Raw genomic sequence first — 24,542 nt, 5'->3', positions numbered from 1 at the left:
AAACGGAATGGATACCAGAGATCGGCTATCCCGATGTCGCTGCGGCGAAGCGATCTGTCACTGATTATATGATCGGTTACTACAGCAGCCTCAGGCCGCACAAGCATAACGATGGGATACCGCCGAATTTGGCAGAAAAGAACTACTGGAATGCTCAAAGCTCGGTGGCCAAAAGCACTTGACCACTACAAGTCTGGCGGTGCTCAACCGCCAGCTGAGGCAACATATGGCAACGCACACAGGCACGACTCCCACGGCCCAGCGCGTGGCCAGAGCCGCACGGCTTCATCTTCTCGGCATGGCGAAGACCGATATCGAAGCGGAGTGGCTTCACGGGGAGCTCAGCCTGAAAACAGCAGCGCCTGCCGCTTACCGCAAGACGTCCCTACGTGAACTGCAGCGTCTCATGAACACGTCGCTGGGGTGGTGGGAGATCACGACACCGATTAACGCGACCCTGCCTCCCAGGAATGCACACGCCATCACGACCTTGGGCTCGAGCATGACACTTTCGCTCCACACTGCCAGGGTGGCACTGAAGGGCTTGCATGATCTGGCCCAAAAGGGTCTTTCCGACTTTCCCATTGCTGCCCGTGGCCGAACCCCTTCACCTGAGGACTGCTCGGCCTTGATCGAGCTCAACAGTGCGCTTTGCTGCTACGTACTCATGGGAGTCCAGCTGACGGTAGGACTTCGTCCACCAGGTGCCACTACGCAAATGTCTCGGCGTGGACGCCTGCTGTGGATCGCTGACAAGGATTCAGGCCTCTACAGAGAAAGCCGGGTCATCCCGTTGCCTCTCCCGGTTTGCCAGAATCTCGATACCCTGCAGGCATGGCAGGCCTCCTGGCGGCAGCACTGGCCACGAAATGGCGGGACCTGGCTGTCATGGCCTGAAGACGAGCAGGCACTGGCCATATGGTGGTCAAGACGCCAAGCCAGCCTCAATCTGACCGCAAAGCCTTGCCAGCAGACCCACATCCGAGGCTGGATCAGCACACATCATCAAGCGCCATCACTGACAGCCGCGTCACGCAGTGCACTCGCTACCCTGCTGGCACTTCCCGATAACGCGCCACGTCATTTCGTCGCCCAGATACTCGATGGGCGAATGCAAGCGAACACGCTGGATATGCTGCTGGGCCATGTCAAACGCGGCCAGCAGCGCCATGCCCCCTATGCCAGCAACATCTGCCTACCGCCGGAGATGCAACGCCTCTTGGGGGAGTTGTCCGATGAGTTGCGAATCAAGGTGATACCTCTCAAGGATTTGCCATGAGTAGAGATGGGAAGTTTTACCTTGCACCTGCAAGGGAGACGTCAGGAATCCGATCACTGGCCAAGCTCGACCCTGACTTGCACCTAAAGCTCATGAGCACCCACCACATGCAAGAGCTATGGTCGCGCTGGGAGGAACGCCGACTTGATCGAGTCAAAGGCACGCAACGCCAGCAAAGCCTGCACCTGCTGTACTGGATCGAGCGTCACGCCAAGCGCCAACCGGCCAACGATATGCCGGCAGAGGCCGGAAGCATGATGCTGTACCTCAACCATACGCAAGCCAAGGCAATGGTCACGGAACTGATTCGATGGAGAAAGGTGCATCATCGCCGGCCGATAAGGCCCCGTGAAGCTTACCGCGTCATCGGCCGCTTTCTGGAGGAAGTCAACCAAAGCCCGGGAGTCGTGGCGATGCTGCCACAGTGGCCCACACAGGCCCGGCGCAAAAGCGTGCTACCAATGGAGGCCAAAGCTCTGGACCGCGCGACCAGGGTCTTGCCGATCATCCGCGCGCTACGTCAACCCGGGACTGGCTTTCCGCTGTTGCGCGCTGCCGTAGAGCTCGGTGTGCGTGCAGGGTTAGGCCAACAGGTGATTCTGGTCACATTGGCCTGCCTGACGCGTCGTCACTTCGAGAGCGATCGCAACGCCCCCAATGAGTGGGTCTGGATCCCCGCTCACGCGGCACCGTCGACGGTCATGTCGCCTCACATGACGGCCTACCGTCTGCCATTGGAGTCGACACTGACGACTGCGCTCAAGACATTGAGAGCCAGAAAACCCACCACAGCCAAGGACGAGTGGTTATTGGCCGAGAGGCCAGAAGACCAGTCCCTCTCGATTCCCGAACGGATTCGCATCGTCAAGGGTCGCATGAGACAGGAGCTGGCCTCCCTGATCACCACACTGCCCATGACAACCGAGGAACGCCGAAGGCTTAAGCTGACCACCTTGCTGAGCGCATTGCCTCATGCGGCAGTCCTGGGGGGATTGCCCGGCTACTGGGTCAGCCAGTTCAGTCGCTATCCGATTCCCTACAGCAGCGCGCATGGGCTTTATGAGCCCCACTCCTACTTCGCTCGGCTCGAGGCTCCACCGGTCAGCACGGTCATGGCTATTGATTCCGGCTACCATCAGCAGGAACCCATGGCGGATGACGACTCGGTGAGCGCCATGGATCTTTTCGCGACCAAGGCATCAGAAACGAACGCTACCCCCCACTCAACCGTATTGACACAACCTCCGGGGCAGCGCTTGATGACCCAGGATTCCTGGCAGATAGACTGGCTTCCGTCGGCGAGACGCATCCTCAAGCAATGGATCGGGGTCATTTCCTCTGATCATCTTCGCAAGACAAGTGACGAAAGGGTCAAGAAGCGTCTGGAGGCGCTGCTGCTCGAGACAAGCAGACGCCTCACAAGACTCATGGGCATCCGCCATAGCTACCCGGTCATGGTGCTCTATTGGCTGCATGATCTGCGCGTGACTCGCATGCTGCGCGTCAGTTCGCTGCACACCTATCTTTCTCGCAGCTTGCCGATGGCGATGGCGGACTACACCTTGTCGATCGACATTCAGGAGTGGGACAACGACAGTGCCCAGGAAATGTGCTGGTGCGTGCCACGCGATATGGGGTGGTCAGCCAGCACGACACACAGCTTTCTTGGCAATATGGGGCAGCTCATCCGCTTCATGCACAGCATGGGAGTATTGCTGGACGTGGAGCCGCCGATATCAGGCAATCACAAGACCCCCAGCGCCAAACGAATTCATTTCGCCACCCTGAGACAGATGGAAAAGGTACGTACTCATCTTCTCGCAGTACCCGATGCAACACCTGATGCCACCATGCAGTGGCTCAGCATCGCGCTGGGCTTCCACGGGGGGATGCGCGCCAGCGAGGTCTGCGCCCTGACGCTACGGGACATTCGCATCGAATGTCCTCAGGGCACCTTTTCGCTCGAGCAGTGGTTGGAGGACCACTGCCCGGCCGAGCCCACAAAGGCGCTACCTGATACGGGATTCTCACCTCCCTCACCACATGAGAGAGATACCCTGCACGTGAAGTTGCGTGAACTTCTGAAGTCATTGCCGGAGATTGAGTGTCGCGTTTATATTCACGCCGGAAAGACGCCTTCAGCGCGGCGCGTACTTCCCCTGCACCTTCTGACATTCTTCGGCGATATTGAAATGTTGGCAGCATGGTGGGTATATCGACGGCGATGCTTCCCCTCGACAGCCCTCTCTGATATCGCGCTGTTCGGCCCGAGCGAGAGTTGTCAGGCATTCAATCATGCCGGCCTGATCGCTCCGGCAATCGACACTATGCGAAGTGTGCTGGGGAGTGCCATCGATTTTCACTCGTTGCGCCATGCAGCGGTCAGTTGGTGGCTGATTCGTCTTGAGGCGGCGCAGAACCGTGACATACTCGACGACTTGCAGGAGCACGGCTCCTGGGGACTGCAAAAAGCGCCCCTGAAACGCTTTCTGAAGGGGGTTCGAGGCTATGCCGGACAGGACAGTCAGGATCGCGGCATGTTGTTGTATCAACTTGCCGTCTGGATCGGCCACCGCACCCCGGAACAGACATTGACGCACTATGCCCATAGTCTGGAATACCTGCACCGGCAGGCCATGCGGCGCGCCAGTGAGTACACCCGGGCGATCACACCCTGGGTAGCCCCAGTAACATGAGGTGCCATGGCCTGACTCAACGCCTCTCCCCCCAATAGGCAACCGCCTTGCCATGCCCCAACGGGGGGGGGGGCCATATCGGGATCACACCGGAGCAAACAACAAGGCCAGATCCTCCTCATCAAACAGGGGCCCCTCCTCCTGACGCCCGCTTCCCCCTTCCAGTACTGATGCGGCAAGATCCGCCTTGCGAGACTGCAGCTCCAGGATGCGTTCCTCAACAGTTCCTGCACAAACCAGCTTGTAGACAAACACCGGATTCGTCTGGCCCATTCGATGAGCACGCCCGGTGGCTTGGGCCTCTACGGCAGGATTCCACCAGGGGTCGTAGTGGATGACCGTATCTGCCGTCGTGAGATTGAGCCCAGTCCCCCCTGCCTTGAGGCTGATCAGGAATACGGGTACCTCGCCACGCTGAAATTGCGCCACACGCTCGGTTCGCACTGCCCCGGGCGTCTGCCCTGTGAGAGTCAAGTGAGAAATCCCCTCCCGCTCCAGTGCTCCCCCGATCAATTCAAGCATTTCCGTAAATTGCGAGAAGATGAGGATACGCCGACCGTCCTCGACCAACGATGGCAACAGTTCACGTAGCGCCTCCAGTTTGGCTGAGCGCTGAACCGTCGCCGCACTTTGATGTTTGACAAGCCGTGGGTCACAGCACACCTGGCGTAATTTCAACAGCGCATCTAGCATCACGATGCCGGAGGCTGCCAGCCCGCGTGTCTCGATCGCCTCCTTGACCCGTTGATGCTGTGTCAGTCGAAGACTCTCATAAAGCTCTCGCTGTGCACCGGTCAGCGTGACGTCTCGCTGAGTCTCCGTCTTGTCCGGCAATTCATTGAGGACTTGCTGTTTGGTACGCCGGAGGATGAGTGGCGAGATACGACGAGAAAGTCGCTGACTCACAGCGTCGTCAGCATGTTTCTCGATAGGGGTACGAAAATGCCGACCAAACCACTGCTGGCTTCCCAAGGCGCCTGGTGCAGCAACATCCAATTGCGCCCATAACTCACCCAGGTGGTTTTCCAATGGCGTTCCGGTCATCGCGATCATGCGATCTGCATTGAGCCTGCGTACGGTACGCGCGGTCTGACTGGCAGCATTCTTGATGGCTTGGGCCTCATCCAGTACCACGATACCGAAGTGCTGCTCGCACAGATGCTCAATATCTCGCACCAGGAGGGGGTATGTCGTGATGACGAGATCCACATTGGCGACAACAGTATCGATCTGCTCACGACGGCTGGCCTTGGCTCCCTGAAGCGCCAGCACGCTCAGTGTCGGCGCAAATCGAGCCGCTTCGGCGCACCAGTTACCGACGAGACTTGTCGGGGCCACCACCATGACAGGCCCGCGCAGCTCCCCTCGCGAACGCTCATCGAGCACGTGTGCAAGGATCTGGATGGTTTTTCCAAGCCCCATGTCATCGGCCAGAATACCGCCAGTACTCAACTCCGAGAGGAATCGCAACCAGGCTAGTCCTCGCGCCTGATAATCGCGCAATTCACCCTGGAAACCGTCAGGGGCTGGCAATTTATCAGGAAGCTCACGCAATCGTTGGGCAAGGGCCACGGCATCCTCTCGCCCCACCCAGCGCTCATGATCTGCCAAGGGGGCCAGCTGATCGATGGAGGTCAATGGCACACGAAGTGCGCTTGTGGGTGCCTCGCTATCGTGAAGCCAGTCCATCAAGGGAGCCAACCAGGCACGTAGCTTGGCAAGTGGAAGCACCAGCCGACGGTTATCCGGCAGGTGTACTACCCAGCTTGCCCCCGCTTCCTCATCCTCCTCCGGCGTCAACGGAAAGTCTTCGCGCTGAATGAGTTGACGCAGAATGGGGAGCAGATTGAAGGATTCATTCTCCACCTCAACGCCCAACGCAAGATCGAACCAGCCGTTCTCGGCGGACTCGAGCGCTCCATACCAGTTGTCTGGCGATAGATATTCGGGCTCTTGCGGGAAGTCGTCACTGAACTCGACCACACATCCCGCCTGACGTAATTGCAGGATCATGTCCCACCATTCCTCAGGAGCAGAAAGACAGGTCCTCCATTCCGCCGCATTTTCTGGCACCTGCCTATCTATCGGCAGCAGCAAGCTCCACGAGGGCAACTCCAACCCATCCGGTACATCGTGGTGCGCGGCGAGTTCTTCCAACGTGACCATGCCTGGCGGAATGGCGCGAATCAGCGCGATTTCCGCCTGTTGATCACGTGGTATCGTCAAACGCTGCCCATCGCGCAGCCCCTGGGCCACCTCTCCCTCCTCTGGGGGTATCTCGATACCGGCATAGCTCAGGCTCACGACACCAGCGCCCAACCGAATAGGAGTTTCGTTCCAGACATGGCGGCGCGTTGGCAGACGTGCCTGTGCGACACACATGGTGATCTTCAGCTTGGGTTTCACATCCTCGAGCGTTGTTTCCACGAGGGTTCTCGGAGAGGGGACTTGGGCTGCCAGCCCCGAGACATTCTGGAGGCGAGAGGTCAACCACTCGCTCATTTCCGGCGGTAACGCGGGAACGTGCTGGAGTTGGCGCCAAAGCTCAACATCCCCCTCCAGAGGGCCAAACTGCTTATTCTGAGGGTCAAGATAACAAAGCGACTTGCCGACACTGGCTACGATAGCCGCGGGAGACAAGATATCTTCAGGTATCGTGGACATCTGCAGCCGCTGCACACCCTGCTCATCCATCTGCCAGGTCGGGGCGATACGGCAGGTCGGCCCAATACCAAGCTGTGGGCCCGTCTGCTTCTGATGGAAAAGCAAGGGGGAGGCATCGCTTGCCAGCAGGGACCAGAGCGCTTTCGCCTGGAATGCCTTGTTCAACGTCAAACCTTTGGATTGCCCAGGAAAGTACCATTGCGAATCTTTGCTGCCATGCAATAACTGCTCGATGGCCTCCTCCTGCGCCGGCTGCCATCCCATTGCAGGAACAGGTGACAACTCCCCCACGTGAGAGACTTCAACTTTCACTGGCGAGACCCATCGATCAAGCTGCGTCTTGCTCTTGGAGGGCCTCAACCACACCGGCTGCACCGTCAGCGCGGGAAGCCCCCTGTGGCCGGACTGCACATCAAGGAACAACCCGAGACGGTGGTTGGCACCTACTTGGACGGCTGACGGCACCGCCGGGGCTTGACTGTGATGTTGCAGCCAGATTGTCCACTCACGTTTCGCCGCCTGAAGTGACGGCGCTTGCTCCACTTCGTCGGGCTCAAGCGTGTCAGGAACCTCCAGGGCTTTCCCCAAAGGGCCGCTACTCAGGAAGGTATCGATCAATGCGACTGCGTGCTTGCAGGTACTGCCCACCGGACAACTACAAGCTGTTCGCATCTGGTGCCGAGTACCCACAGGAGCCAACATGATCATCGTGCGATAAGGGGTGCCCAGACTGCCCGCGACATCGCCAGAAAGCGTCAAACCACCCTTCTCATCCAACTCTACCTGCCACTGCTCATCCACTCGCTGCTGGCGCGCGTAACGCAGACCACGCTCCAAGGTGCCTGCATCAAACTCATCACGCCATCCATGCTGAAGGAGTGCGATATTCAAGGCGAACGATGCATTACTCAAACCAGTGGCTGCCACAGCGGCACTCTCCATAGAAATATGACGATATTGGAGCAAATTACGGGACTGCTAGTAAACCAGACGGATTCGCCGCCATAGGGCAGGCCTAACAAGCCTCATGGACCGAAGCAAACCTCTATGCAAAGGGGCTTGCTCCGATAGCCAGAGAAGTGAGCGAACACCATGAGAATTAAGGTATCAGTCGCGATGCCACCTGAGACTCTCTGGTATAGCGCCGTCCCCCACTTCGGTATCCTTGCCCTTCCACAGCCCACCAGGATAGCTCCCATGAAGCGTTATGAACGCTTTGCTGCCGAGATCTCAAACCTGATTCGTACCGGCATTCTCGCCCCAGGTGAGCGCGTGCCGTCAGTGCGTCAGGCCAGCAAGGCGCATGGCATCAGTCCCTCTACCGTCTTCCAAGCGTATTACCTGCTGGAGAATCAGGGATTGATCAGTGCGCGGCCGCGCTCGGGATATTTCGTGCGTGACAATGCCTCGCGGATACTCGATGAGCCGCATGTCGCCCTGCAGCAGCAAGCTCCTTCCGATGTCGCCGTCAGTGAACTGGTGTTCTCGGTGCTGGGCTCACTGCGCGACAACGATACCGTCCCCTTCGGCTCTGCCTTCCCGAGCCCGGAGCTCTTTCCCCTCGCGCGGCTTGCGACCAGCATGACGCGCGGGCTGCGCCAGCTGTCATCGCATGCCGTGATCTCCGACATGACCACAGGCCATCCTGACCTGTGCCGACAGATCGCTCAGCGCTACATGGTCAATGGCATGCAGCTGCCGACAGAGGAGTTGGTGATCACCAATGGTGCCATGGAGGCGCTCAATCTTGGTCTGCAATGTGTCACCCAGCCCGGGGACCTTGTCGCCATCGAGGCGCCGGCCTTCTATGCCACGCTTCAGGTGCTTGAGCGGCTCAAGCTGCGCGCGGTGGAAATTCCGGTACACCCGCGCGAAGGGATTGATCTCGAGGTACTCGAGAATCGTCTGGAGACGCTGCCCATCAAGGCCTGCTGGTTCATGAGTCATCTGCAGAATCCGCTGGGGGCCAGCCTGAGCGATGCACGCAAGGCCGAACTGTATGCGCTGCTCTGCCGTCATCAGCTACCGATGCTGGAGGATGATGTCTACGCGGAACTGTATTTCGATCAACGTGCCGAGGTGTCGCCCCCGCAACCCGTCAAGGCGCTGGATGTCGAAGGTCTGGTGATGCATTGCGGGTCGTTCTCCAAGTGCCTGGCACCGGGCTATCGGGTGGGCTGGATATCCGCGGGGCGGCATACCCGGGAGATTTCGCGCCTCAAGCTGATGACGACCATCTCGCCATCGCTGCCCGCCCAAGTGGCCCTGGCCGACTACCTTCAGCATGGCGGCTACGACCGCCACCTGCGCAAGCTACGTCTGGCGCTCGAGACCCAGCAGACAGCCATGCTGGCAGCCATTGATCGCTACTTCCCCGAAGACACTCGCGTGACCCACCCCCACGGGGGTTATTTCCTGTGGTGCGAGCTTCCCGAGCACATCGACTCGCTGGCCCTGTTCCAGCAGGCGTTGGCCCACGGCATCAGCCTAGCGCCGGGGCCTATCTTCTCGGCCACCCAGGGCTTCAAGCATTGCATTCGCTTGAGCTACGGCCACCCATGGGATGCGGCGTCAGAGCGCGCCATGCAGACATTGGGTGAATTGCTCAAGGCAGCCTGAAACGCGGACCGCTCAGGCTGCATGCGAGGTGCGAGGAGTGCCTCGAGTATATGCGCGCATGAGTGCGCGCAAATGCCGCAGCCCTTGTGGCCGCCTTGCCACACAGTCTTCACTCGTCATCCGCGGGGGCGAAAACAGCCTTTTGCGGCACATGTCACTCGCGCGCCAGCCGCTTGCCACACCTGGATGTCGCACCTTGTTGCGCACCCTGGCTGCATGCCTTGATGCCGCACGCGTGCCCTAGCAGGGTGCGCAAGAGCCCGCCATGGCGGGGCCTGCCGCCAAGGGCGATGTGGCACGCGCCTGACCCCGTCATAGTGCTGACGTGAATCAGAGTGCGCCCTCCTGCCCGACTCGCCTTGCTGGATTCTCGCCAGACCACCTGGCTGGCTCACGGGCATTTAACGACTGACCAAGATTCAGCTCGCAACTGATATGGTTTTTTCTCGCACAACTGAGCCTGTTATGGCTTCCGGTGGCTCCCTAGAGTAGCGGCGAAGATTCAGGCAGGGCCGTCCCCCTTGCCGCCTACTCAGGAGACATTGCCATGTTCGGCACCGAGGCCATCGACCTGGCCAGGATACAGTTCGCCTTCACCATCTCGTTTCACATCATCTTCCCGGCCATCACCATTGGCCTCGCCAGCTATCTGGCGGTGCTGGAAGGCATGTGGTTGAAGACGGGCACACAGGTCTACCGCAACCTCTATCATTTCTGGTCGAAGATTTTCGCGGTCAACTTCGCGATGGGCGTGGTGTCAGGGCTGGTCATGGCCTACCAGTTCGGCACGCATTGGAGCGGTTTCTCGGCCTTTGCCGGCAGCGTGACCGGGCCACTGCTGACCTATGAAGTGCTGACCGCCTTCTTCCTCGAAGCCGGCTTCCTCGGCGTGATGCTATTTGGCTGGAATCGCGTCGGCCGCGGCCTGCACTTCTTCTCGACCTGCATGGTGGCGCTCGGCACCCTGGTCTCGATGTTCTGGATCCTGTCGTCCAACAGCTGGATGCAGACCCCTCAGGGGCATGAGGTCATCGATGGCATCGTCGTGCCGGTCGACTGGCTCGCGATCGTCTTCAATCCCTCCTTCCCCTATCGCCTGGCCCACATGGCACTGGCCTCCTTCCTGAGCACCTCGCTGTTCGTCGCTGCCTCCGCCGCCTGGTTGCTGCTCAAGAAACGCGACACCCCGGAAGTGCGCAAGATGCTCGTCATGGCGGTGCTGATGTTGATGGTGACCGCCCCGCTGCAGGCCTTCGTCGGCGACATGCATGGCCTTAATACGCTCAAGCACCAACCGGCCAAGATCGCGGCCATCGAAGGCCATTGGGACAACAGCCATGGGGAACCGACACCGTTGATCCTTTTCGGTGTGCCCGACATGCAGCGCGAAGAGACGCGATTTGCGCTCGAGATTCCGGCCCTCGGCAGCCTGCTGTTGATGCATGACATCGACAAGCAGGTGCCGGCGCTCAAGGACTTCCCCGCCGCCGACCGCCCCAATTCGACCGTCGTGTTCTGGAGCTTCCGCCTGATGGTCGGCCTGGGCCTTGCGATGATTCTGCTCGGCCTCTCGGGTGTCTATCTGGCCCGCAAGGGCAGGCTCTTCACCTCGCGGCGCTGGCTGAGACTGGCCGTCGCCATGGGGCCGGCCGGTCTGATCGCGATACTCGCGGGCTGGTTCACCACCGAGGTCGGCCGCCAGCCGTGGGTGATCTACGGCTTGATGAGAACGGAAGATGCCGTCTCTGCCCACAGTGCCGTTCACCTCAGCATCAGCCTGACAGCCTTTGTCACGGTCTACTTCATCGTCTTCGGCACGGGGATCAACTACATCTTCAAGCTGATCAAGAAAGGGCCTGAGGGTGATGACAGTCACGCCCCCAGCGGCGGCCCCGGCAAGCCACGCACGCCATCCCGTCCACTGTCGGCCATCGAGGAATCTCTCGACGGCACCACTCACTGACCGGAGCGATGAACGCTATGGGTATCGACCTTTCTGTCATCTGGGCGGGCATCATCCTGTTCGGCCTGATGATGTACGTGATCATGGACGGCTTTGATCTGGGCATCGGCATTCTCTTCCCGTGGGTGGAGGAAAAGGTGGACCGCGATGTGATGATGAATACCGTGGCGCCCGTGTGGGATGGCAACGAGACATGGCTGGTGCTGGGCGGCGCGGGGCTGTTCGCGGCCTTCCCGCTGGCCTACGCCGTCTTGCTGGAAGCCCTGAGCATTCCTCTTGTCGCCATGTTGATCGGCCTCATCTTCCGCGGTGTCGCCTTCGAATTTCGCTTCAAGGCCTCGGACGCGAGTCGCCACTGGTGGGACAAGGCCTTCGTGGGCGGCTCGGTGCTGGCTACCTTCAGTCAAGGCGTCGCACTGGGAGGCTACATCCAGGGCATCGCCTTCGATGGGGTTCACTTCAGCGGCGGTTCGCTGGACTGGCTGTCACCCTTCCCGCTGTTCTGCGGTGTGGCGCTGCTGTTCACCTATGCGCTTCTCGGCAGCACCTGGTTGATCATGAAGACCGAAGGCATTCTCCAGGCGCGCATGTTTGCCCTGACGCGCCCGCTGACGCTGTGGGTATTGATCATGATCGCGGCCGTCAGTCTGTGGACTCCGCTGGCGCACCCCGCCATCGCCGAACGCTGGTTCACGCTGCCGCAGCTGTTCTGGTTCCTGCCGGTGCCAGTGCTGGTAGTGCTGGCCGGTTATGCGCTGATCCGCGCCGTCGCCTTTGAATATCATGCCCAGCCTTTCCTGCTGGTGCTGGCCTTGATCTTCCTGGGCTACAGCGGTTTCGGCATCAGCATGTGGCCTGACATCATTCCCGGCCATGTGACGATCTGGGAAGCGGCCTCTCCGCCACAAAGTCAGGGCTTTGCCCTCGTCGGCACGCTCTTCATCCTGCCGATCATCCTGGTGTATACGGCGTGGAGCTACTTCGTGTTCAAGGGCAAGGTCCGTCATACCGATGGCTACCATTGAGAGGTGCTGACATGACATCCCCGACACACGAGTCACCCTCAGCACCACTGCATACCCCCACAGCCAGACCCGGCGGTGAGCCATCCGGGACGCCCGCGCCCCCGGCCAGCTGGCTCAGTAAGATCGGCTGGCTAGTGCTGATCTGGGGAGGCAGCGTAAGCGCGCTGGGCCTCGTCTCTCTGGCACTGCGTCGCTTCATGCAGGCCGCGGGCCTTACGCCCTGAAAGCAGCGAAAGAAGACATCAAGTAGACACAAAAAGACGCCGGAGCAGCGAATGCTCCGGCGTCTTTCTTGTTGGTCTGGGGGCTTGGTGAACCGATTGGCCTGAATGACGAGTCAATGCAGGGCGCAAACGTGACGGGTCACTCCCTCCCCCCATCACGGCGACTTTAGACATCAGCCTCCAATGCGGCATAGGCGACCATCTCGACCAGCATCTCTTCGCGTGCAAACCCAGAGACGATGATGGCAGCCCGGTTGGGATAGGGCTCACGCACATAATCTGCATAGAGGCTATTCACTGTCGCCAGGTGCTCGCGATCAGTCACATAGATCAGCACCTGAGTCAGCGAGGAGGCGTCACCACCGGCGCATTCCAGGGTATGAATCAGATTATCCAGCGTCTGGCGGGTCTGGGCAGCAATCCCGCCCTCCACGACATTGCCGGCGGCATCGATCGGAATCTGGGCAGTGAACAGAATGCCATTGCCGACACTCGCCCATGACAGGGGTGCACGAGAAGCAAACAGATCGGTCTTGACGGGATGAACCATGGGTATTCCTCGAGAATCTTTCGATGGCGCACTCCATGACCCGCCGGCGCAAGAGCGGCGGATCATGGAATGATGGGACGTATTGAGAGGCGAGAGGTCAGTCGTTGTCGGTGGAACCGGCGCCGGCACCACTGCGAGAATCTTCCGTTGCCTCGACCAGCAGGCGTGTCGAGAGTGCTTTCAGGCGTGACCAGAGTTCGTCATCCACCTCGATGCCTTCCTGCATGGCTCGTTGGCGACAGGCGAGCAGCTTTGACTCTTCATGACAGGCCAGCAGGTCGACGTCATAGTCGGAGCGAAGGGATGGCAGCAGGTCGACATGGTTGGCCATCACCAGCGTGATGCCATCATTGGGCTCATTTTCTTCTGGCACTTCACGCACGGCATAGACCCGTATCTCGGGGACCGAGCTGTTGGCTCTGAAGCCCACGACCTGCTCGATCATGGGGCAGCCGACCGCCTCGTCCACGTCCTGGGCGTTGCGCCAGAAGGCGGTGACATTCATGCCGCGCCCCGCAAGGCGCGCCAGATAACCCATGATCAGCTGCCGATTGTGGCAATGCTGGATCTTGATGACGGCGAGGCCACGCGCACGTGCCTTGGCGAAGCCGAGTTCCAGCGCCAGCGATGAGCTCTTCAATACGCTGTGGCCGTGGCTGTCGAGTACCGCAAGGTCGCCATCGGCATAGACGATCTCCGGCGGACGCTCATCGGTATCCTCCAGCAAGAAACGCAGTCCGCGATTGAGCGCCGCCAGCCCTTCCAGCTCATAGCTGCATCCAGGCCACCATGTCGGCGGCGTCACCGGCGTCACCGTCTTCAAAGCCCATCGCCTGAAAGGCCTTGCGACACAGTCCGTGAAGCTCGTTGTAGGAGACCTTCATGACATTCCTCCCACTATTGTGGTCTTACCCTGCCGAGAGTCGGCGGTCATCTGTGGTCGCGCCGTGCGCGCAATCTGCGGTGCCAGCGGGAAGCTCCAATCATCAAACGCGACAGGATCCTGCGGCTCGGCGTTGAGTTCCTCCACCAGCGGAGCCCCCTGGAAGAGCGTGATACGCACCCAACGATCAGACTTGGGATCGAAACGACTGGCACCGAAGAACGACAGCTTGGTCCGCAACAGGTGCATGGGCTTCATGTCGCGCGCCCACAGATTGGCGCGTATCTCGCCGAAACTCGTGCTGGCCATGCTCTGAATGCGGCGAACGATATCCTTGTGACGCGGGCACTGGATGAGGAATTCCACCACCAAGGCACGAGGGTGATCTTCCAGGTACTGACTGATCGCCGCATGGGGATCGGCGACACGCGGGGCAATCGCCAGCTTCATTTCCTTGTCGGCACCTGCCTCCGTGTCGCGGACTCCCAGACGGGGCTCCTCCTTCTCGACCGAGCGATACCAGAACCAGTGGCGATTCTCGGCGAGTGAAAAATCGATGCGCAACGCCCAGTCGTAGTGCGTTTCGATCACCTGCTTGAGGTGAACCAGCGGCATGTCAGGGGTCAGTTCCAGGCTTTCCTCCACCGCCATCAGGTCCTCATAGCGGTCGACGATGCTCGGATACAGCTCCAGCAGCAGAGTGTTCACCAGCTCCTGAGCCTCGAGCCCATGCTGCTGGTGACTCCAGTCGATCAGCTCCTGCCAGAGCTCCGGCGACAGCGGCACGAGTTCGAGCCATGTCATCAGCTCAGGCAAGGACGCCACCGTGGCCTGGTTGCGCAGGGTCTGCTCGTGATCGTCCGTGACCGTCTGGCGCAGATGAGTCTCGGCGCGCTTGAGGAGTGCCAGCAGACGTGAACGCTCCTGCTCTCCCGGTACCTGTGCCGTCACCTCGGCAAGCGCCAGTTCTCGGCTTTCCACCCAGCGCTGTACCAACTGCGGATGATTGATCAGGAACGGTGCCATCCCGAGGCCGGTGGAGTTGCCTATGCCCAGATAGCGCTTCAATGAGGTTGCCAGAGGTGCGGCGGTCTCGGGAGCCCGGGCACGGGCCATGCGCTCTATCTGCTGGATCGAGAAGTGACGCAGCAGATAGACGCCCAGCATCTGGGCAGAAAATGGCCGGTGGAAATCCGCGTTGCCCTTGAGACGGTCATAATCCGCGATACCGAACTTGCCATTGCCATAGACGGCTGTGGTTCGATACAGATAGCCGACCCGGGTCAGCCACTCAGGATCAGGTTGCTGGCCTGTACTCAGCGCCTCCAGGAAGCTTGCGAAGTTACGCAAGCTGCGATTGGCACGCGAAAGGACCAGCAATCTGGGATGCTGGCGCCCGGCTTCCTGCAACGGCACATTGGCCGCCATCTGCTCGAGAAGCGCATCATCCACATCCCCCTCCACTACGCCGAAGGTGACATCCCAGGCTTCGGCGATGACGCGGTCAGAGCATGCGGAATCCTCAAGCGCCTGAGAAAATATGACGCCGTGATAGCGCTTGCTGGGCGTCTGCAGGCAGTAGATCGCCACACCGTGACCGAGGGCATCCAGTTCGAAGCGGGTCGTGGTGATATTCCATTTTTCATGTGCCATCTGGCGCACCAGACTTCTCACGAAACTCAGGCGGCTGGCATGCAGACTGCCGAGGCGCTCCAGCTGCATCACATCGTCCGGTGCCCGCAGCCGCTGCTCGGTGGATGAGAGGCGTGCACCCTGGTGATTGCGCGACATATCAACGCTCTCCTTCGTGTTCCGGGGCCGGCATGGTGGGCCGCTGGCTGGTGATTCCCTGCGCACGTGCCATCGCGAAGGCTGATTGAGGTCCTGTCCACAATGAGGGCAGCAGCACCAACGAGACAGGGATGGCCGTGATGACGATGAACTGCTGAAGCGCACTGATCTGGCCGGCTCCCATATAGAGGAGTATCGCAGCCATCAACGCCATGCTGATGCCCCAGAAGGCACGTACCAGCGGGCTGGGATCATCGTGTCCGGCACTGACGACGGCGATCGCGTAGCTCATCGAGTCACCGGTGGTGGCAACGAAGATGGTGGTCAGCGTCAGGATGGCAGCTGCCATTGCGGTCCCGCCGGGCAATGCCTGCGCCACGGTGAGGGTCGCGACATCGAACTGGAAGTTGTTGAGCGCTTCGGTGAGGTCGATCACGCCGGTAAACTGATAGAAGATGCCCGCCCCGCCCAGCAGGGTGAACCAGACGGCGGTGGCCAGTGGCGCCAGTACGGCAACGGTCAGGATCATCTGACGGATGGTTCTGCCCTTGGAGATGCGCGCCACGAAGATCGCCATCAGCGGGCCATAGCCGAGGAACCAGGCAAAGAAGAATACGGTCCACCACTGCATCCACCAGTCAGGAGCGCTCTGTGCCGTCATGGTCGACATGGTGAAGAACGAGCTCAGGTACTCGCCAAAGCCCTGGGTGAAGGCATTGACCATGAACAGGGTCGGCCCGAAGACGAAGATTACCGCCGCCACACCCAGCGCCAGGAAGACGTTGAAGCGCGACATGATCTGGATGCCCTTGTCGATGCCGGTCACGGCCGAGGTTACATAGATCACCCCGAGCACTACCAGCACGCTCAGCTGCGTCGAATAGTCATTGGTCACGCCAAAGAGTTCATGCAGGCCGAAGCTGACCTGGGTGGCCAGAAAACCGATGGGGCCTACCGTTCCTGCCACCACGGCGATGACGCACATGGCATCCACCACGCCGCCCAGCTTGCCCTTCATCATCTTCTCGCCGAACACGGGATACAGCAGCGTTCTCGGCTGCAGGGGCTGGCCCTTGTCGTAATGGGCATGCGCCAGCACGATGGCGGTCAGGCTGCCCAGAATGGCCCAGGCAAGAAAGCCCCAGTGCATGAAGGATTGCGCCAGTGCAGGCGCGATGGCGTTCGCAGTGCCCGGTTCGGTATCAAAGGCAGGCGGCGTCACCAGGAAGTGGTACACCGGTTCGCCGGCAGCGAAGAAGACCCCGCCTCCCGCCAGCAAGGTGCACATGATGATCGACACCCACTTGAAGGTGGATAGCTCAGGCGTGCGCGTGCCACCGATACGGGCACTGGCCGCAGTCGTTGCGGTCAGCCCCAGGGCAATGAAGAAGGTGAGCAGCAACAGAATCTGGAAGTAGCTGCCCAGTGTTCTGGCGGTCCAGGCAAAGCCGGCACTGATGGCTTGCGCGACCCCTTCAAGATCAAACAGGGACAGGCCGACGAACAGCAGTATGAAGCCGATGCTGCAGGTCAGAACGACAGGGTCACCAAAGCGGTACTGAGCTTATGGTAACGCATCCGACGTGGCAGACGTCGTGGTCTTGCGAGATGAAGTCATGTGGCATTCCTCTGACGAGCTCTCGTCATTGGCAGGCATTTATTATGGTTGTTGGTTGCCGAGCGATACCCTGAGGATTCCTGGCTCGGCACAGGTGCCATGGCATAGCGTTACGGCGATCAGGCAGGCGCGGTCTCCTGACGGGTCGCGGCGCGCTCGAGGAGCGCAACCCAGTTCTTGCCCATGATGCCGGCCACTTCGTCCTCGGACATGCCGACCTTGCGCAAACCGGCAATCAGGTTGGGGAAGTCACGACTGTCTCGCAGCCAGGACAGCGGACGCGGCCAGTCAGCGTTGCTGGCACTGCCTTCACCGTAATCCATGTCCTTGGACCAGCGACCATTGCGCATCCACTCCAGAATGGACACCGGCTGGTTCTGGCACAGGTCGGTGCCGATCCCCAGGTGCTCGACGCCCATCAGGTCTGCGGTTCTGGCGATCATTTCGCAGTATTCGGTCAGGGTACAGTCGGAGCCATTGCGCAGATGGAAGGGATACTCCGAGAACCCCAGCAGGCCATCACTCTCCGCGATGGCCTTGAGCACCTTGTCGGACTTGTTGCGCTTTGCCGGATGGAAGCTTTCCGGGTTGGCGTGGGAAATGATCACGGGGCGCTCGGATATCTCGATCGCCTCGAGCGTGGAGCGCTCTGCGCTGTGCGACATGTCGATGACCATGCCGACGCGATTCATCTCACGGATCACCTGGCGTCCGAAGCGTGTGATCCCGCTGTCTTCCGCCTCATAACACCCGCAGGCCAGCAGACTCTGGTTGTTGTAGGTCAGCTGCATGATCATCAACCCGAGGTCACGCATCACCTCGACCATGTCGATATCGTCCTCGATGGGGGAGCAGTTCTGCGCCCCCAGGATGATGCCGACACGCCCACTGGCCTGAGCAACCGCGATGTCCTGCGGCACATGCACGGGCATGATCAGATCAGGCCAGGCCTCGAAACGGCGATTCCACTCGCCAAGACGCGACAAGGTCTCTCGCGTCGTCTCGTGGTACACGAGGGTGGCGTGTACAGCGTCCAGCCCGCCTTCACGCATCTGTTCAAATATCTCGCGTGACCAGTTGGAATACTGCAGGCCATCGATCGTCAGCATTGTCTTTGACATGGGGCCTCCTCACGCCTTGATGTAGCAGGTCTTCACGATGGTGTAGAACTCGCGCGCGTATCGCCCCTGCTCACGAGGCCCGAAACTTGAAGCCTTACGTCCGCCGAAGGGCACGTGGTAATCGGTCCCCGCAGTCGGCAGATTGACCATCACGCAGCCGGTCTCGGCACGCGCCTTGAAGCTGCTGGCCAGTTTCAGGGAGTTGGTGATGATGCCCGCCGTGAGCCCGAAGTGCGTGTCATTGAGCACATTGATGGCCTCTTCTGCGTCGCTCACCTTGATGACACAGGCGATGGGACCGAAGACCTCCTCGCGATTGATGGCCATGTCGTTGCTGGTATTTACCAGCAACGCCGGGCTCATGAAGTAGCCCTCGGTAGCGCACTCCACACGCTCGCCGCCGCAGACCAACGTTGCCCCCTCTTGCTGGGCGCGCTGCACCCAGGACAGGTTGGACTCGAGCTGTCTGGCATCGACAGCAGGCCCCATGTGCACGCCCTCTTCCAACGCGTGGCCGACACGTACCTGAGACAGGCGCTGAGTCAGCTTTTCCACGAACTCGTCATGGACCGATTCCATCACGATCAACCGCGAAGATGCCGTGCATTTCTGGCCAGTGCCTGAGTAGGCACCATTGAAGGCTGCCTCGACGGCCAGCTCCATGTCGGCATCATCGGCGATGATCAGGGCGTTCTTGGAGCCCATCTCCAGCTGGCACTTGACCAGATTGGCGGCAGTGGCCGCCGCCACTCGGCGACCCACTTCCAGGGAGCCGGTGAAGGACAGGGCATGAATGTCGGGGCTGGAGATCAGTTCATCCCCGATGCTGCTGCCCGGGCCCATCACCAGATTGAAAGTGCCTGCCGGGAGTGACTGGCGATGAATGATTTCGGTCAGCGCCCATGCGCTTGCAGGGACCAGATTGGCCGGCTTGAAGACGACCGAGTTGCCGAAGGCCAGCGCAGGGGCAATCTTCCAGACCGCTGTCGCCATCGGGAAATTCCAGGGGCTAATCACACCGACGACACCGACAGGCTCCCGACGGACCTCGACCTCAACGCCAGGACGTACCGAGTCTGCGCGTTCATCAATCTGACGCAGCACTTCAGCGCCGTAGTAATGGAAGAACTGCCCGGAGCGATGTACCTCACCCACTCCCTCCGCCAGGGTCTTGCCCTCTTCACGCGCCAGCAGCTCACCCAGCTCCGCCTTGCGGGCGATCAGCTCATCGCCGATGGCCATCAACACGGAATAACGTTGCTCGAGACCCGACTGGGCCCATTGTGCCTGGCCACGCTTGGCCGCCTGGATGGCATCGGCAACCTGATCGACACTGGCCTGCGCATATTGGCCGATGACATCACGGGTATCGGACGGATTGAGATTGGCGATGCTGCCCTGACCTGCGACCCACTGACCATCGATGTAGAGATCGTGAACAGCGGCGTGAGTGGCGGTAGTGGTGTGGTGTGACATGTGAACCTCCTTGAACGCGGTGACAACAGACTAGGAGGACCAGTGGGATAAAGATAATCAATAATAAATACTCTATGATAAGTTTCTCTTACCACCTTGAAGAGGATCGACGCGATGGTCGCAGAGCTGAAGATCACGCCACTGCGTTATGTACTGGCAGTGGTAGATCACGGCGGTTTTCACGCTGCCTCTCGTTATCTGCATCGCACCCAGCCTGCCCTGTCGATGGCCATCCGCGAGCTGGAAAACCGCCTGGGGGAGGCACTGTTCGAAAAGGGTGCCAAGGCGACCCTGACGCCCTATGGCAGCTACTGCGTGCCACGCTTTCGAGAGCTGATCAATCAGCATGATCGTCTGAGCCGGGAGCTACAGGCGCGCGCCGCCAAGGAAGCAGGCCAACTGGACATGGCAGTGGTGCCGTCAGTGGCCAGCCGACTGATGCCGAAACTGCTCTCCGAGTTCGTCAGCCGCTATCCGGGTATCAAGGTCGGTCTCCACGATGGCAACGCCGATTTCGTTCGCGAGCAGGTCATCAGCGGTCAGGTCGACATCGGCATCACCAGCCTGTGGGGGTTGGAGGAAGAATTGCTCTTTCATCCGTTGTTTCATGACGAAGTCGGTGTGGTCTGCCGTGACGATCACCCCCTGGCCGAGCGCCAGACTCTGACATGGCAAGCACTGGAGACAGAATCTCTGATCGGCAATGGCACCTCGCGGCTGTTACAGGGCACGGCGGCCGAGTCACTGCTCGAGATGCATGCCTTGTATATCTCCAACATGATTTCGTTGACCGCCACGCTGGTCGCCGGGATGGGGGTCACGACGCTGCCCCGCCTGGCGTTTCCGCAGGAATATGAGCGCCTGCGGTTCATTGAGCTCGCTGAACCGCGGGTCAGTCGCGAAGTGGGCCTGATTCGCCGCAAGGGAGCCAGCTTGTCGCCGGCGGCGCAGGCCATGGAGAGCTTCATCATTGAAAGCCTCGCCGCCGAGCAATGAGCCCTTCATGCCCCGTCGCCGGATCCTTGGCCCGCGCCTTTCGATAGTGACGCTGTCGCCCACGGGATGTCGGCTCGGGTAGCGGCCATGCGAAGATAGCGCTCCGAAACGCCCAGGGCGTTACCCCCCCGCCAGGTTTTGACAGGAGGCATGCGTGTATTCGATTCGTCTGTGGGCCGCACGTCACGCACGACTGCTGGAGCTCACCTATCAGGCCGTCGAGCCGGTGATCATCAAACTGCAGCCGTTGTGGAAGTCCGTCGGTTACGCACGCGCCGAGAAGCCCGTCGCCAGGCTGGAGCAAGCCTGCAAGGGCTTGCTATTTGACTGTCAGATGTGTGGTCAGTGCATTCTGAGTTCGACCGGCATGTCCTGCTCAATGAACTGCCCCAAACACCTGCGCAACGGCCCCTGCGGCGGTGTCATGCAGAATGGCAACTGTGAAGTCGAACCGGACACGCGCTGCGTGTGGGTGGAAGCCTGGGAAGGCAGCCAGCGGATGAAGGACAGCGATCCGATCCAGATCGTGCAGTTGCCGGTGGACCACCGCCTGCAGGGCACCTCATCCTGGCTGCGCGTGGCCCGGCAAGCCGCTGAGCGTCGAGAGAGCCTGAAATGACCTCCAGACTCACTATCCCGAACAGCTCCCAACTGCCACCTGCCGAAGACGCTGGCAATGTCGGTCACCTCGAGCAAGTGCTTCGCAGCGGTCAGTTTGCCGTCACCGCCGAGCTGGCGCCGCCCGACTCTGCCGATCCACAGGAGGTGCATGCGCGCGCGCAGCTATTTGCCGGCCATGTGGATGCCATGAACGCCACCGATGGCTCGGGTGCCAACTGCCATATGTCGAGCATGGCGATGTGTGCCCTGCTGGCCCGCGAAGGCCATGAGACGGTGATGCAGATCTCGTGTCGTGACAGAAACCGCATCGCCATCCAGGGCGATGTGCTGGGGGCCGCGGCGCTGGGCATCCGTAACCTGCTGTGTCTGACCGGGGATGGCGTGCAGGTCGGGGATCACCCCGAGGCCAAGCCGGTGTTCGATCTCGACTCCCTGTCGCTGCTGGAAATCGTCGCCGGATTGCGTGACAAGCACGCCTTCGCCAGCGGCCGGACACTGACCTCAGCGCCCCAGGTATTTCTGGGCGCCGCCGCCAACCCCTTCGCCCCGCCCTTCGCGTTTCGCCCTCACCGTCTGGCCAAGAAGATTGCTGCCGGCGCCCAATTCATCCAGACACAGTACTGCTTCGATCTGCCGCGCTTTCAGGACTTCATGCATCGTGCCCGTGATCTGGGCCTGCTGGAGAAATGCTTCATCCTGCCCAGCGTCGGCCCGCTGGCCTCGGCACGCACCGCCGAGTGGATGCGCCGCCATGTTCCTGGCGTGCATATCCCGGATGACGTGCTCAAGCGCTTGAAGGGAGCCCGGGATCAGAAGGCGGAGGGCCGTGATATCTGCATCGAGATGATCCAGCAATTACGGGAGATCGAGGGCGTGAGCGGCGTGCATATCATGGCGCACCGTCAGGAAGCCTTCGTGCCCGAGATCATCCAGCGCGCGGGCATTCTGGGGGCGCGTAGGCCATGGACACCCGAACCTCGCCCAACCCCTTCTCCGTAAACCCGCTAGCCTGTGATTGATAGCGTCAAACTTCAGGAAGCAACGGCAGAGTGATGACCTACAACGAGATTGATATCCGCTCGGGCACCCTTGTCGATATCGCGTGGACGTTGGCGAGGCTGGTGGCGACGTTCGTGTTCTTCTGTCTGATGCCGGTTCAGGTTTTGGCCTACGGCTAGTACTACCTCAGGAAGCCGACAAACGGTACGAGATACTGGCGAATGAATCATCTGATACCCTGAAGAGGTATCAGATGAAGTCACGGGAGAGAGCTATGCAAGCCACTATCAAAGAGTATCGCCCAAAACCAGCCGCTCGGAAGGACGGTTTCTGGAGAGCTCTGGGTCTTCCTTCGCGTGGAGCCAAGCTGCATGAAGCGCTGAGTGCCGGCATCTCGTACAAAGTCTATACCAAGCTCACTGAGATCTCCGGGCTTGAGAGCAAGGAGTTGGCACGGTATGTGATCATTCCTCCGGCAACCCTGAAGCGTCGTGCCGATACTGGCTACTTCAAACCTGCCGAGGGCGATCGGCTTTACCGTTTCGCTGAGGTGTACAAGAACACGGTGGACCTGTTCGAGGGCGACAAGGCGAAGGCGAAAGAATGGTTGCTCAGCCCCGTGCGTGGGCTGGGGGGCCGTCGACCGGTCGAGATGGTGGCTACCACTGCTGGCGCCGAAGCCGTTCTAGATCTGATCGGCCGACTTGAGCATGGCGTCTTTGCATGACTGTGGTGCGCGGTTATCGGCTCGTTAAGCGGAAGTGGCTAAAGACAGCCTTTGATGGGGAAGGGGCTTGGCTGTACGGCGGGCGCTGGAACAGCAAAGGTAAGGCCTGTGTGTACCTCGCGAGCACAGAGTCATTGGCCATGCTCGAGGTGATGGTTCACCTGGAAGACAATCAACTGCTGAAGGAGTATGCGCTCCTGGAGGCGACATTCCGGGAGGAGGTGCTAATGCAGCTCCCGGAGGACGTTCTGCCAGCAGATTGGCGAGCTGAGCCGGCGCCACCCTCCACAGCCGAGATCGGTGACGACTGGCTTGAGGGACAGTCGAGCCTAGTTCTGGCGGTTCCGAGTGTGGTCGCGCCCCGAGAAACGAACTACCTCGTTAATCCAGAGCACCCCGCTTTTCTGGCGCTGGCCCAGGGCGCCGAAGAGGTCGATTTCACTCCAGATCGTCGACTGTAGCGCCCGCCCCTCAGTATCAGCGCTCCCCTTTGACCGGAAAAGCCGTGTGTTGCTCTTTCTTTCTGTCAGGAGCGCTATTGCCTCTCTCCTTTGCCCCTCTGACACTGTCTGCCTGCACAGCACTCGAGAGGGAGACGTTGCACTTCCAACATGATGACGCCACCCCTTGCGGAGTCGAAATGCTGGGGCAGTCGGCTAGCGATTCTTGCTATACCCTGCCGTTGATGGCTGGGGAGGTCGGGCTGGGTTTCCATCCACGCGGATGCGGCGCTTGATCACGTCTTGGGCCCCACCGAACACCTGATCCCTCACCCCAGCGCCAGCGACTTCTGTCGAGCCAAGGGCGACAACATGTTGGGCCAATGGCATGGCCAGCGGCGTTGCTGTCGGGGGTCTACTTCACACTTCACAGACCATTACCTGCCGACAAGCCTCTCACGCCTAGCAGACTGGTAAACGCAACGCTGCGTCACACCAACTCTTTACCCTCTCCTCTCAAATGCAACCAATCATGATGTTATTCTAATATTTCAGCACAGTCTTCTGACACCCCCTCTGCATTCTCTAGGCATCACCACCCCATGACAGGAGTGACGTCGAAGAGAGGCGGCAAGAGTCGTCATATGGTGTGCCCCTCTCCCGAAGGAGTCAGCCAGATATCGCGTTGAACACTCGCTGGAAAGTTGAGCGAGTCACCGACACTGAAGTGGACCCCAGAATTCGGACCAGGCGCTAAGCTCTGATCATACCGACCAGGAGAGCTTGATCATGAGCAGGAAACGTCGACAGTACAGCAGTGAGTTCAAAGCCAAGGTAGCCCTTACTGCCC

The 24,542-nt window shown here is 60.1% G+C and carries 20 protein-coding genes and 1 pseudogene; 13 read left to right on the top strand and 8 right to left on the bottom strand.

The window, feature by feature from the left end; translation table 11 throughout:
• The 3 genes and pseudogenes from IZU87_RS15370 to IZU87_RS15360 form a co-directional block, all read left to right on the top strand.
• Positions 1–182, top strand: a pseudogene (locus IZU87_RS15370) (IS3 family transposase); the annotation flags it as partial.
• A gap of 44 nt (positions 183–226) precedes the next feature.
• On the top strand, positions 227–1,279 hold the full coding sequence (locus IZU87_RS15365; RefSeq protein ID WP_213115093.1) for a hypothetical protein: 1,053 nt from the start codon (positions 227–229) through the stop codon (positions 1,277–1,279).
• 107 nt (positions 1,280–1,386) lie between these two features.
• Complete coding sequence (locus IZU87_RS15360) at positions 1,387–3,975, top strand: site-specific integrase (RefSeq protein WP_213115092.1); 2,589 nt, start codon at positions 1,387–1,389, stop codon at positions 3,973–3,975.
• 84 nt (positions 3,976–4,059) lie between these two features.
• On the opposite strand, the gene IZU87_RS15355 is transcribed toward IZU87_RS15360, so the two are convergent.
• Complete coding sequence (locus tag IZU87_RS15355; protein WP_213115091.1) at positions 4,060–7,605, bottom strand: DEAD/DEAH box helicase; 3,546 nt, start codon at positions 7,603–7,605, stop codon at positions 4,060–4,062.
• A 231-nt stretch (positions 7,606–7,836) separates the two neighbouring features.
• Here IZU87_RS15355 and IZU87_RS15350 point away from each other — a divergent pair, with 231 nt between their 5' ends.
• The 4 genes from IZU87_RS15350 to IZU87_RS17970 all read left to right on the top strand — a co-directional run bounded on the left by IZU87_RS15350 (position 7,837) and on the right by IZU87_RS17970 (position 12,470).
• Entirely contained in the window at positions 7,837–9,258 is a 1,422-nt protein-coding gene (locus IZU87_RS15350) for an aminotransferase-like domain-containing protein (RefSeq protein WP_213115090.1), read from the top strand.
• A gap of 547 nt (positions 9,259–9,805) precedes the next feature.
• Positions 9,806–11,221 (top strand): cytochrome ubiquinol oxidase subunit I, encoded by a 1,416-nt coding sequence (locus IZU87_RS15345; RefSeq protein WP_035160064.1) that lies wholly within the window; start codon positions 9,806–9,808, stop codon positions 11,219–11,221.
• A gap of 17 nt (positions 11,222–11,238) precedes the next feature.
• Complete coding sequence (gene cydB, locus IZU87_RS15340) at positions 11,239–12,246, top strand: cytochrome d ubiquinol oxidase subunit II (protein ID WP_024952510.1); 1,008 nt, start codon at positions 11,239–11,241, stop codon at positions 12,244–12,246.
• A gap of 11 nt (positions 12,247–12,257) precedes the next feature.
• Positions 12,258–12,470, top strand: a complete 213-nt coding sequence (locus IZU87_RS17970) for a DUF2474 domain-containing protein (protein WP_213115089.1) — start codon at positions 12,258–12,260, stop codon at positions 12,468–12,470.
• Positions 12,471–12,636: 166 nt separating this feature from the next.
• Here the strand turns inward: IZU87_RS17970 and IZU87_RS15330 are convergent, their stop codons facing one another.
• The 7 genes from IZU87_RS15330 to IZU87_RS15305 all read right to left on the bottom strand — a co-directional run bounded on the left by IZU87_RS15330 (position 12,637) and on the right by IZU87_RS15305 (position 19,909).
• Positions 12,637–13,020 carry a RidA family protein gene (locus IZU87_RS15330; RefSeq protein ID WP_213115088.1) on the bottom strand — a complete coding sequence of 128 codons (384 nt, stop codon included), beginning with the start codon at positions 13,018–13,020 and terminating at the stop codon, positions 12,637–12,639.
• 97 nt (positions 13,021–13,117) lie between these two features.
• Positions 13,118–13,825, bottom strand: a complete 708-nt coding sequence (locus IZU87_RS15325; RefSeq protein WP_249330643.1) for a DUF3726 domain-containing protein — start codon at positions 13,823–13,825, stop codon at positions 13,118–13,120.
• Complete coding sequence (locus tag IZU87_RS17775; protein ID WP_249330642.1) at positions 13,788–13,904, bottom strand: DUF3726 domain-containing protein; 117 nt, start codon at positions 13,902–13,904, stop codon at positions 13,788–13,790. Before IZU87_RS17775 ends, IZU87_RS15325 begins: the two co-directional genes overlap by 38 nt.
• The gene (locus IZU87_RS15320; RefSeq protein ID WP_213115087.1) at positions 13,901–15,694 is read right to left on the bottom strand and encodes a hypothetical protein; all 1,794 of its coding nucleotides are present in this window, start codon (positions 15,692–15,694) and stop codon (positions 13,901–13,903) included. Before IZU87_RS15320 ends, IZU87_RS17775 begins: the two co-directional genes overlap by 4 nt.
• A 1-nt stretch (position 15,695) precedes the next feature.
• Entirely contained in the window at positions 15,696–17,228 is a 1,533-nt protein-coding gene (locus IZU87_RS15315) for a BCCT family transporter (RefSeq protein WP_213115094.1), read from the bottom strand.
• A gap of 203 nt (positions 17,229–17,431) precedes the next feature.
• The gene (locus IZU87_RS15310) at positions 17,432–18,433 is read right to left on the bottom strand and encodes a dipeptidase (RefSeq protein WP_213115086.1); all 1,002 of its coding nucleotides are present in this window, start codon (positions 18,431–18,433) and stop codon (positions 17,432–17,434) included.
• A 9-nt stretch (positions 18,434–18,442) separates the two neighbouring features.
• The gene (locus IZU87_RS15305; RefSeq protein ID WP_213115085.1) at positions 18,443–19,909 is read right to left on the bottom strand and encodes an aldehyde dehydrogenase family protein; all 1,467 of its coding nucleotides are present in this window, start codon (positions 19,907–19,909) and stop codon (positions 18,443–18,445) included.
• A gap of 114 nt (positions 19,910–20,023) precedes the next feature.
• On the opposite strand from IZU87_RS15305, the gene IZU87_RS15300 reads away from it, so the two are divergent.
• From IZU87_RS15300 to IZU87_RS15280, 6 genes are all read left to right on the top strand, one after another.
• Entirely contained in the window at positions 20,024–20,905 is an 882-nt protein-coding gene (locus IZU87_RS15300) for a LysR family transcriptional regulator (protein ID WP_213115084.1), read from the top strand.
• Positions 20,906–21,059: 154 nt separating this feature from the next.
• Positions 21,060–21,524, top strand: coding sequence for a methylenetetrahydrofolate reductase C-terminal domain-containing protein (locus IZU87_RS15295; protein WP_213115083.1), 465 nt, complete (start codon positions 21,060–21,062; stop codon positions 21,522–21,524).
• The gene (locus IZU87_RS15290) at positions 21,521–22,525 is read left to right on the top strand and encodes a methylenetetrahydrofolate reductase (RefSeq protein ID WP_213115082.1); all 1,005 of its coding nucleotides are present in this window, start codon (positions 21,521–21,523) and stop codon (positions 22,523–22,525) included. The genes IZU87_RS15295 and IZU87_RS15290 overlap by 4 nt, the downstream gene beginning before the upstream one ends.
• A 50-nt stretch (positions 22,526–22,575) precedes the next feature.
• Positions 22,576–22,704: a hypothetical protein gene (locus IZU87_RS17965; RefSeq protein WP_283248921.1), complete on the top strand. Its 129-nt coding sequence runs from the start codon at positions 22,576–22,578 to the stop codon at positions 22,702–22,704.
• A gap of 95 nt (positions 22,705–22,799) precedes the next feature.
• The gene (locus tag IZU87_RS15285) at positions 22,800–23,252 is read left to right on the top strand and encodes an Xre family toxin-antitoxin system antitoxin (RefSeq protein ID WP_213115081.1); all 453 of its coding nucleotides are present in this window, start codon (positions 22,800–22,802) and stop codon (positions 23,250–23,252) included.
• On the top strand, positions 23,249–23,713 hold the full coding sequence (locus IZU87_RS15280; RefSeq protein ID WP_213115080.1) for an RES family NAD+ phosphorylase: 465 nt from the start codon (positions 23,249–23,251) through the stop codon (positions 23,711–23,713). Before IZU87_RS15285 ends, IZU87_RS15280 begins: the two co-directional genes overlap by 4 nt.
• The last annotated feature ends 829 nt before the right edge of the window (positions 23,714–24,542 follow it).

The organism is Cobetia sp. MC34 (genome assembly GCF_018340035.1).
Classification (GTDB): Bacteria; Pseudomonadota; Gammaproteobacteria; order Pseudomonadales; family Halomonadaceae; genus Cobetia; species Cobetia amphilecti.
The sequence above is the reverse complement of the archived record's forward strand: the minus strand, read 5'-3'. Positions and strand labels throughout refer to the sequence as shown.

Bases quoted from the DNA above. Each gene is read 5' to 3' on its own strand.
- IZU87_RS15345 (WP_035160064.1), top strand. From the start codon at position 9,806: ATGTTCGGCACCGAGGCCATCGACCTGGCCAGGATACAGTTCGCCTTC.
- IZU87_RS15280 (WP_213115080.1), top strand. From the start codon at position 23,249: ATGACTGTGGTGCGCGGTTATCGGCTCGTTAAGCGGAAGTGGCTAAAG.
- IZU87_RS15300 (WP_213115084.1), top strand. From the start codon at position 20,024: ATGGTCGCAGAGCTGAAGATCACGCCACTGCGTTATGTACTGGCAGTG.
- IZU87_RS17775 (WP_249330642.1), bottom strand. From the start codon at position 13,904: ATGAAGGTCTCCTACAACGAGCTTCACGGACTGTGTCGCAAGGCCTTT.
- IZU87_RS15320 (WP_213115087.1), bottom strand. From the start codon at position 15,694: ATGTCGCGCAATCACCAGGGTGCACGCCTCTCATCCACCGAGCAGCGG.
- IZU87_RS15350 (WP_213115090.1), top strand. From the start codon at position 7,837: ATGAAGCGTTATGAACGCTTTGCTGCCGAGATCTCAAACCTGATTCGT.
- IZU87_RS15305 (WP_213115085.1), bottom strand. From the start codon at position 19,909: ATGTCACACCACACCACTACCGCCACTCACGCCGCTGTTCACGATCTC.
- IZU87_RS17970 (WP_213115089.1), top strand. From the start codon at position 12,258: ATGACATCCCCGACACACGAGTCACCCTCAGCACCACTGCATACCCCC.
- IZU87_RS15310 (WP_213115086.1), bottom strand. From the start codon at position 18,433: ATGTCAAAGACAATGCTGACGATCGATGGCCTGCAGTATTCCAACTGG.
- IZU87_RS15365 (WP_213115093.1), top strand. From the start codon at position 227: ATGGCAACGCACACAGGCACGACTCCCACGGCCCAGCGCGTGGCCAGA.
- IZU87_RS15290 (WP_213115082.1), top strand. From the start codon at position 21,521: ATGACCTCCAGACTCACTATCCCGAACAGCTCCCAACTGCCACCTGCC.
- IZU87_RS15330 (WP_213115088.1), bottom strand. From the start codon at position 13,020: ATGGTTCATCCCGTCAAGACCGATCTGTTTGCTTCTCGTGCACCCCTG.
- IZU87_RS15285 (WP_213115081.1), top strand. From the start codon at position 22,800: ATGCAAGCCACTATCAAAGAGTATCGCCCAAAACCAGCCGCTCGGAAG.
- IZU87_RS15360 (WP_213115092.1), top strand. From the start codon at position 1,387: ATGCAAGAGCTATGGTCGCGCTGGGAGGAACGCCGACTTGATCGAGTC.
- cydB (WP_024952510.1), top strand. From the start codon at position 11,239: ATGGGTATCGACCTTTCTGTCATCTGGGCGGGCATCATCCTGTTCGGC.